This is a genomic window from Nocardia sp. NPDC050713 (assembly GCF_040654315.1).
Classification (GTDB): domain Bacteria; phylum Actinomycetota; class Actinomycetes; order Mycobacteriales; family Mycobacteriaceae; genus Nocardia.
Window position 1 is genome coordinate 1 of sequence record NZ_JBFAHS010000037.1, and the last position, 8,701, is coordinate 8,701.

Consider the following 8,701-nt stretch of genomic DNA (forward strand, 5'->3'; position numbering starts at 1 on the left):
GCCAGTGTCTCCGACATTCGTCGGTCCTTCCTGCCGAACCATCAGGTTCGGCCGATCGGACCGAGATCAAGATCCGCCGTTGTTCCGACAGTCCCACGCAATTCGATGTCGGTATGAGCGATAGCTTGGGTTGTGCTTACGGTGCAGATGAACGACCGAGCGGCGAGACTGCTCGGTGTGCGGGACGGCTTCGGTGGTCTGGATCCAGAGGAGGGCTTGGCCTCCGGTTTGCGTACCTGGGTGGACGGCGGGATCGAAAGTCGCGGCGAGGTGGTGTCCTGGGCCCCGATTCCCGCGGACGCTGACGACGCACCGGGACGTTTGGTCGACCTCTACGATTGGGAGCACTGGCACAACGACTTCCACCTGGAAGACTTTGTGTCCGTCGACTACACGTATGCCGACGGGCCGATCGTCGGCGTCGACGTCGACGCGCAGCGGACACTGCTCAGGCAAGGGATCGCGTTGGCTCGGGAGGTCGGACGGCTGGCCGGTGAGCTGAGCACGCCCATTCCGTTGCGGTGCATCATCAAGGTCGACGAAACCAACGGCAAGTTCGCGTTCTATCGGATTCGGCCCGAGGACAGTTGGGTGCTCGATGACCTCGACGGGGACGACCGTGGCTACGATCCCGACACGATTCGCCGCCGCCTGGAGCTGATGCCCACCTGTCCGGAAGGACTGGCCTGGTACTGGGACCAGTGCGACGACGATATCGGATCCTGGAACAGCGAGACCGATCTTCAGCCTTACCTGCGGCTGTTGGCCGATCGTTGTCGTGCGGTCGATACCGCGTTGATCGGCGTCTTCACCAGCGCGGATGGACTGGTGCTGGGTTTCCTGCCTTCGGACAAGCTCGAGCGATTCATCGTTCTCGCCGCGACGGCCAAGGCAGAGATCGTCATCTACGGCTCGGTCGAGCCTGTCGAGCACTGAACCGGTTTCATCGATGACGCCCCTTCAACCGGATTGCGTTGTGGCACTACAGCATCCGGGTGCCGATCGGGAGTGCGCAGAGGAGCGCCGACGTGGTGCAGGTGTCTCAGCGCCTCGCGGTAGGAGGAGATCAGCCCGGTTTCGTGGTAGGGCACGCCGATTTCGGTGCAGTAGTCGCGGACGATCACCTGGGCATGACGCAGGTTCGGCGTCGGCATGCTCGGGAACAAATGATGCTCGATCTGATAGTTGAGCCCGCCGAGGGCGAGGTCGGTCAACGCGCCACCCCGCACGTTGCGGGAGGTCAGCACTTGGCGACGGAGGTAGTCGGGGCGGTCGGCGCCGGTCAAGGTTGGCATACCCTTGTGGTTCGGGGCGAAGATGCAACCCATGTACAGGCCGAACAAACCTTGGTGGACAGCAAGGAACGCGAAGGCTTTGTCGGCGGGCAGAACCGCGAACAGTGCGACCAGGTAGATGGCGAAGTGGCCGAACAGCAGTGTGCCCTCCAATCCGCGGTGGTCGACCGATCGATTTCTGAGCGCACGTACACCGGCCACATGGAGGTTCAGGCCCTCCAGCAACAGAAGGGGAAAGAACAGGAACGCCTGCGCCCTCCCGATGAGTCGAGGCAGACTGCGGCTGGACCGTGCCTGCTGTTGTGACCAGACCAGAATGTCGGGCGCGACATCGGGGTCGAGTTCCTCGTGGTTCGGGTTGGCGTGATGCCGGGTGTGCTTGTCCTGCCACCAGCCGTAGCCCAGGCCGATGCCGGCGTTGCCGACGAGTCGTCCCATGAGCTCCGTCGGTTGCCGTAGCCGGAAAACCTGGCGGTGCGCGACATCATGCATGACGAGTGCGATTTGAGCGAACGTCACGGCCATGAATCCCGCGACCAGCAGCGTCCACCACGAATCGCCGATGAGGACGAACGCCGCCCAGCCGGCTGCGAACGCGACCCCGACGAGGCTGAGCCGGACGGCGTAGTAGAGGGGACGCCGGTTCATCAGTCCCGCCTCGGAGATCCGGCGCAACAGACGGGCGTAATCACCGCCGCCGCCGCGCTGCGGTGACCGTGGAGAGGACTCGGGGGACAAGGCAGGTGTCGTCATAGATCTTCCTGAGAGCTGAGTAGACGCCACCTCCGTCAGTCGACGATGTCGATCGGTCGACGTCGGAGCGGGGCGCCGATTCGATACCCCCGAAGCTATCGGCCGGATTCTCGTTACTCGTAACCCTTTGGTATGACATGGAATCGGACTGCGGTGTGATATGTCCGCCTACATGCACTCAGCCACATGGCATCTCGACATCCCCCATGCCGATGTGCGCGCCCCAGCTCACCGCCGTCGATCCGGTACCGTCGGCGTCGGCGCATGGTTCGAGTCAGCTTGTGATCGCCTCGTACGCGGCCAGCAGCACGCCGAGCGACCGGTCGTAGCCGCGGTTGCCGAGCATCTGGTTCATCACATACGACACCGTCATTCGATGGTCGAAGTCGACGAGCACCAGCGAGCCGCCCTACCCACCCCACGAACACGTGCGGTTCTCCAACTGGTACCCGATATCCCAGCGGACCGGATAGTCCCGAACGCGGTCGGTGCCGCCGAACTGCTCGTCGAAGACGCGCTCGCACCCGTGCGGTGACAGCAGCCGGACCCCGCCGACGGTGCCACCGCACGCAAGCACCGACTGCACAGCGGCGACCGAGCGGACATTGCCGTGACCGTTCACGGCGGGGATTTCGGCGCGCTCGCCGAGGCCAGGATGTGCTCGGCGACGTTGCGCGTCAGCTCAGCGGTGCGTTTGCTCCGTCGCGGTCATCGGCGGCGGACTCGCGGGCATGGCGACCGCGCTCCGCCTTGCCGAGCACGGCGTCGACGCCGTCCTGCTGGAATCGCAGTTCTGCGGGCACGGCTCGGGCTCCCGCAACGCAGGCCAACTGGCGAGCGCGCCCGGCGGCGACATTCAGCTGCTGAACCTGCTCTACCGCAAGCGCATGCCGGCGATCATCCGCCTCACCGAGAATGCCGCCGCCCACGTCGAGGGCCTGATCGACACACTCGGGGCTGCTGCATGGATTGGTGACAACTAGACCTGCCCACCAGGTGGGTCCCCGCCACAGCTCGCCCGGGCAAATCGACGGTGCCGGTAAACCGCTACGTCGTGAACTGCGGAAACGGCATAGGGCCTGTCCCGGCGGTTCCGATCGCTTCCCCATGGCTTCCCGTTCAAACCGGGGTTAGCGCGGGGACGGTCAAATTTGCGCGGGCCCGGCGGCGGGTGTTCTGCGGCTCACCAGCGCTGGGGGTGTCTGCTGCCCTGGGGGCCGGTGGCAGGGCGTCGACGCATCGTCGCGGGGGTTCCTGCCCATCCCGGTTCCTGGGTTGCCTTGGGCGGCGCCGGAGACGGATGGCGCTAGCTGGTTGAGAACTGCGGTGGAATCGGGAGCAAGCACGCTTACGCGCCGGGCAGGTACTGGCCAGACGCGCGACGCGAGGACGCGCCTGCCACGCGCCGATACCAACAGTATTCAGCGTTGCGAGTTGAGTGTAGCGGCCAAGAACGTTGCCACGAGCAGTTTCAGCGCATCCGCATATGCGGAATCCGTGCGTGCCAACGGATTACGTCCAACGCGCGTCAGGTTGGCTGTGTCATCAACCGAACTGCCGGAGGTACAACCTTGGACTCGGCTCACGACCAGGAAGGAGGGGCTGTCGGTTCTCGCTCCTATGCTGAGCCAGGCATCACCCAAAGCTCACGACCCACGATCTGAGAGGACGTCATGACGCTCAATGACCTCCCCTACAACATCGCCAGCTCCGGCGACGATCAGTGCGACTTCTGCTTCGCCCAGATGCCGGACGAGGTCGAGGGCTGATTGTGGTGTTGCAGCTCATCGATTTTCACCGTGGCGATGCGAAACCGGCCTCGTGGATCCCGCCCTTCGATCGCTCGGTTGTCTATGACCACGAGAACTGGTGGGACGGCCGCTTTCCCCGCGCCGCCTACCGATACGTGTGCGCGGTCGAGGACGGTGCCGAGGTGGCTCGGCTGGTGCTGGACGACCCAGGCGGAATCAACCCGGAGTACGCGGGAGTGCCCGATCTCGGAACAGAGGTTGGAGGTCCAGTTCATCGAGGTGGCTACCCGCTCCCGACGACGCGGTGTCGGCGGCCGGGTGGTGCGCGCGCTGGAGGAGCAGCATCCGAACCGCCGCCTATTCGCCTATAGCGAGGAAGCCGACGAGTTCTGGACTTCACTGGGGTGGAGCAGGTTCGACCGTCCTGGGCGACCACGAGCTCGTCCGCTGTTCATCCAGCCTCGATAGCATCGCCTGGCCTACACCTTGACCATGCTGATCCGCGAGACCGGCAACCCCATTGGCAAACGCGCGTGACACGAGGTCGTCACCCTCAGTCACGAGCTGGCTGCTGGACAACAGGCCGATGCGTACGGCCTGGAATGTGAGGATGCCTTCACCTTTCCAGCCTCGCTGTCTCGCCGGCTCACCTTGAGAGCTTCACTGGTCGTCCTCCGGTACTCGAATCACGACGATGCCAGCAACGTCGACAGATACGACGGATGCCAGGTAGTCCTGATCGATTTCGCCCCTCATGATTTGGCGAATGTAGGTAGGTGGCGTGCGCCGCAGAGGGTTGAGCACGTGCTCGAAGTAGCTCAAACCCCAATGCCCAGTGTCGTCGGGAACATTGCCGAAGATCGAATCGAGCTGGTTATGGTCGCCATTGTGATTCCTAGGAGCACTCGCTGATACTGCATAGAGCTGGCCGGCGCGCGCCGTCAAAACCCGGTCCATCATCGACCGGCTGACTGCTCGTGTTCCGTCCTGCCGGGTCTCGAGGAACTCCCAGAGTTCCGGGGCGAGCTGCGTCTGCAGCGCCGGTATCAGCGGTGCACTTTCCCCGGGGCTTGTCCACAGGTCCTCCAGCGCCACCGACCGCTCGTAGGTCGCCCCCGCGTGATCAACAAATTGTTCATCTGCAAGCAGCGCTGGCATCAGTGAGACAGAACGCTTAACACAGTGGATGCAGCGTCCACGCCGGTGAACGTCCGCACAGGGCTCCCACCTGCGGTAGGCACCTGTCCCGAGATAGAGCGCGTACACAGGCAGGACGCCTAGCTCTGCCGCAGTAGAACGAAGCGTCTCCCGCTGCGAGCTCCCCGATCCATCCGACTTGTAATCGAAGCCGAAGTGCCACCTATCCCTTGTCACGGTCACCCGCTTTGCCTGCACGAGCATCCCGTAAGCACCCGCGCTGTCCACCCACCACCAGACCCAGTCCGCACCACTGTCCGCTTCGGCTGGCTGAGTAAACGGAACGACGGTGACGGCCCGAGAAGTGTGCGCTGTCACTATCTCAGTGATCGTCGTCTCGCCCCACCGAAGACGAGCCCGCTCGCACTCCGCCATGTGCCGAACAGCTTGGATACGAGCCCGTTTGAACGCTTCCCCCACCGATGTCATGGTCACATCCTCCTACTGTGACAGCCGACAAGGCACGATGACTGTCCCTCGATCACCATCAACAACTCCAGCGCAGCCACGCGACATCCACGAGGGCTGGTCAAGGCGATTTGCAACCGAATCCGCCGGTCTGGTCTCGGTGTACACACTTGCACACACCACCGCGTAGCTTGCACGGCAAACAGGATCTAGGACCACAACGGGGGGTAAAGCGCGGGGCCGGATACAACAAAACAGGTCAGGCCCGGTCTTAGACCGGGCCTGACCTGCTATTTCTGTGGAGCTAAGGAGATTCGAACCCCTGACCCCACGCTGCCAGGCATGGGCGTGGTCAGTGGTCAGTGGTCAGCGCGAGTCCAGTGGTAACCCGCATGTTGGTCAAGCGGCGGAAATGCAAGGCTGTCGTCGTCGTTGTCGTCAGAAGTGTGGTCGTCGCACGATGTCGCTGCCACCTTGAGCTCCGGATCGGTCCGAGAGCTATAGGAACAGATCAGAGGTGTTCTGAACCTTCAATGGCGAACTACAACCCCCAGGTTGTGTGACTTCGTTCATAGCGTGTGGTCCCGTTCTGGTCCTGCACTTCGGCAGCTGGTATTGGGCGCGTCCTACGCGGTATTCTCCATCGGCCGAGATCCTACGCAGGCGGAACTTCGGTCGGGGTGGCGCTTCTTAAGTGGGTTGTACTCTCCCATATTGCGAACGTCGATAGGCCAGCACCGAAATGCTCCATAAGCTCGTCGTAAGAAACGCCGTTCTCGTCAGCCAAGCGGCGGGCCTGCTCGGGGATACTCTTGGCAAAAGCCTTATCCATTGCGGTTACAAGAGCAACGAAGTCTCGATAGGCGGGCATTAGCTCAATCGAATAGTCGAATGCTTCCAATCGTAGTCCAAAGATGTTTTCTTGCAGTGGGCCTTCGCTTGCTGGATTTGCGAGTGTCATATTCGTCTTTTTTCGCAGTCTTCCGATGGATGTCGTGACAGCCACGCCCCGAGTTAGCTCCTTGATGGTGCCGTCCTCGGCCGTGACGATAGCTTCGGTAGGAACGAAATTGTATCCTAGGGCGCCGATGAGCGGGGGTTCTGCCTTCCTTTTCAGTGCGAGGTTCTTGGCCTGGTCTTTAATGTGGTCCATTGCATTCCGCAAGTGGGTGGCCGATTCGTATTCAGTTAAGAACCTCATGGCAGTTGAACCCGAGGTTTTCAGAGCTTGCAGAATTTGGCGCATATTATGGAGGGCGTCCACCATTGCCCACGCATTGTTCAAAAGCTGTATCTGGACACTTCTTGTCAGGTTTTCTGGATTCTCTCCGACCGCATTCGCGATCCGCAGCATAAGCCTATAGGCCATATCGATGGAGTCCGCCGAGTACGCGAGTGCCTCCAAGAGGAGTGCCTGTTCGGGCGCGACAACTCTTGGTACGCGTCGCAATATTGATTCTTCTGACAGGGTGAAGCTGTTTTCACTCATTCTGAATTCCCTCGCTCAAGCGCTGATGCTCTTGTTTCTGTCTGCCGTAGAGTCCTGCTGTGACGTACCCTCCGCTGTCCGCGCTCCCATTCTGGTCAAGTAGATCCGTCCCTCCTGCCACGACACACCTCCTCACCTCGCGCTGATCACCGTGAGTTCACGGTGATCAGTCCACGTACGGGGCACGCGCAATCTGCTCTCCCGTCCGTTCGGCTGGCCTTCTACTCCGGAGGCAGGCTCGGACTGACTTCAGAGGTACCGGGCTGGCCGTTGAAGTCGCGTGTCTTGGCGGTTCAGTAATCGGCTGTCCGGCTGCGTACGGGGCTCTTGTGTCACTCTCGTGGCATCGTCACCACAGCATGGCCCTGCTGGGTGGTGGGCTGCACACCGGGGCTGACTCAACGCCTGCCCTTCTCACGTAGTGACTCCGGGGTCAAGAGTGGGCGAAGCCCATCCCGGAGGGACGCGAAGCGCTCTTGACGCTGGAGGGGCGCGGGAACACGATGCAGGCCATCACCCAGCAGAGCCACGCGGCCGAAGGTCGCGCAGCGTTATGTCACGGAACCTGGGTGAGAAGAGTGGTGGAACGTGAGGCGTCGTTCCCCCTCGGAAGTTTCAGTGGCAACGATTTGGACTGTGAAACCGTCGGGCAGCGTTGTGGACCCGGTGGAATAGCCAGTACCGCGCAGCTCTCCGTGCGTGAGGGGGACTTGCGCAATCCGCACGTTGGCCGGGCCGGTGATAGACGCCTTGGTGATATGCCGAAGATAGTTCCCGCTCGGTTCTTCCTTCTGCAGGAAAATCGCCACATTCTCCCCAGTGTCAGGGTCCGGGATACGTGCAGGATCAACCTCTACAAGAAAGCGCGTTTCATCACCTCTCGCAGACGACAACATGTCGGTGACATTCGCACCCAGGTGCATCGTTACCAGCTTGGCGTAACCCAGCGCGTAGGCCATCGGCCTGCCATCCGCTCGGAACAAGACGTTGTCCGGCAGTGCTACAACGACTTCCGCGGGTAGGTCTGGCGTTGCCTCCATGTGAAACCTGACCTTGTCCGGCGTGAGGTCCATAGCGGCGACCCATAGTGCATCCAACTTGCCAACGATCTCCGATCCGAATGTGGACGGAAGCCTGCCGGGAACGGCGGTTTCAATGCGGTACGACTCCGCCTTCCTCAGCGCCGGACCGGTGAAGCCTGACTTGGAAGCAAGGACCAGCAGGTTTGTGGGTAGGCGTAGATGCTTGCCGTGCATCTGCTCCACCCACCCGACATCTCGCGGACGTTGATGGCTTGAGCACTCAATACAGATACGGATCGTATGGCCGGCTACCTCGTGTTCGATGCAGACGTCTACTTCCCGATCCTCGCCGGTGTCGAGGTCGCTGAGCAACTTCGACTCGGTCACCGTGGCTTCGCCGCTGATGTGCTCGGTGATCGTGGCTACGAGCTTCTGAAACGCATTGGTTCGTCTCGGCACCCGAAAAACGGTAGCTGCCGATGCCGACAACGAGTTGACGTTGTAGGCGACCACTGCCGGTGGATCGGGCAGAGTGTCGGCTCATCGGGCGCCTGACTGCGGGAGGCAAGTCGGGTACGGCTCACGCCGTGCCCAGCACTGCCTTCGTTGATGCAGCGGTGCGGTAGAAGTGTCATGGCCGTATCTTTTGGCGCGGCGCGCCGCCGACGCGTCCGACGCGCCGCTGCGACCGCGCTGTTTGGGAGCCGCGCTGCGCGTCGTAGCGCGGCGGCGGCGCGGAGCGCCGCCCCCGGCGCACTTGATTAGATGGATGCGCTGTTAGGCTCT

At 62.1% G+C, this 8,701-nt stretch carries 8 protein-coding genes and 1 pseudogene; 2 read left to right on the forward strand and 7 right to left on the reverse strand.

Annotated features, from left to right (window positions below; all coding sequences use genetic code 11):
* Nucleotides 1-147 precede the first annotated feature (147 nt).
* Nucleotides 148-936: a hypothetical protein gene (locus AB0H49_RS34275; protein ID WP_357257251.1), complete on the forward strand. Its 789-nt coding sequence runs from the start codon at nt 148-150 to the stop codon at nt 934-936.
* Here AB0H49_RS34275 and AB0H49_RS34280 read toward each other — a convergent pair.
* The 3 genes from AB0H49_RS34280 to AB0H49_RS34290 all read right to left on the reverse strand — a co-directional run bounded on the left by AB0H49_RS34280 (nt 906) and on the right by AB0H49_RS34290 (nt 2,670).
* Nucleotides 906-2,048, reverse strand: a complete 1,143-nt coding sequence (locus AB0H49_RS34280; protein ID WP_357257265.1) for an acyl-CoA desaturase — start codon at nt 2,046-2,048, stop codon at nt 906-908. The two genes, AB0H49_RS34275 and AB0H49_RS34280, sit on opposite strands and share 31 nt — an antisense overlap.
* Before the next feature lie 274 nt (nt 2,049-2,322).
* Nucleotides 2,323-2,445 (reverse strand): hypothetical protein, encoded by a 123-nt coding sequence (locus tag AB0H49_RS34285; protein ID WP_357257254.1) that lies wholly within the window; start codon nt 2,443-2,445, stop codon nt 2,323-2,325.
* A gap of 12 nt (nt 2,446-2,457) precedes the next feature.
* Nucleotides 2,458-2,670, reverse strand: coding sequence for a hypothetical protein (locus AB0H49_RS34290; RefSeq protein WP_357257256.1), 213 nt, complete (start codon nt 2,668-2,670; stop codon nt 2,458-2,460).
* A 7-nt stretch (nt 2,671-2,677) separates the two neighbouring features.
* On the opposite strand from AB0H49_RS34290, the gene AB0H49_RS34295 reads away from it, so the two are divergent.
* Entirely contained in the window at nt 2,678-3,031 is a 354-nt protein-coding gene (locus AB0H49_RS34295) for an FAD-dependent oxidoreductase (protein WP_357257266.1), read from the forward strand.
* A 1,428-nt stretch (nt 3,032-4,459) separates the two neighbouring features.
* On the opposite strand, the gene AB0H49_RS34300 is transcribed toward AB0H49_RS34295, so the two are convergent.
* The 4 genes and pseudogenes from AB0H49_RS34300 to AB0H49_RS34315 form a co-directional block, all read right to left on the reverse strand.
* Complete coding sequence (locus AB0H49_RS34300) at nt 4,460-4,957, reverse strand: hypothetical protein (RefSeq protein ID WP_357257269.1); 498 nt, start codon at nt 4,955-4,957, stop codon at nt 4,460-4,462.
* A 102-nt stretch (nt 4,958-5,059) separates the two neighbouring features.
* Nucleotides 5,060-5,425, reverse strand: a pseudogene (locus AB0H49_RS34305) (DUF6615 family protein); the annotation flags it as partial.
* Nucleotides 5,426-6,059: 634 nt separating this feature from the next.
* Entirely contained in the window at nt 6,060-6,893 is an 834-nt protein-coding gene (locus AB0H49_RS34310; protein ID WP_357257259.1) for a hypothetical protein, read from the reverse strand.
* A 551-nt stretch (nt 6,894-7,444) separates the two neighbouring features.
* Nucleotides 7,445-8,428 (reverse strand): hypothetical protein, encoded by a 984-nt coding sequence (locus AB0H49_RS34315; protein WP_357257262.1) that lies wholly within the window; start codon nt 8,426-8,428, stop codon nt 7,445-7,447.
* Between the last annotated feature and the right edge of the window lie 273 nt (nt 8,429-8,701).

What these genes read in the sequence shown, in the direction of transcription:
- AB0H49_RS34275 (WP_357257251.1), top strand. Translation starts at nt 148, where the DNA reads ATGAACGACCGAGCGGCGAGACTGCTCGGTGTGCGGGACGGCTTCGGT.
- AB0H49_RS34280 (WP_357257265.1), bottom strand. Translation starts at nt 2,048, where the DNA reads ATGACGACACCTGCCTTGTCCCCCGAGTCCTCTCCACGGTCACCGCAG.
- AB0H49_RS34300 (WP_357257269.1), bottom strand. Translation starts at nt 4,957, where the DNA reads ATGCCAGCGCTGCTTGCAGATGAACAATTTGTTGATCACGCGGGGGCG.
- AB0H49_RS34310 (WP_357257259.1), bottom strand. Translation starts at nt 6,893, where the DNA reads ATGAGTGAAAACAGCTTCACCCTGTCAGAAGAATCAATATTGCGACGC.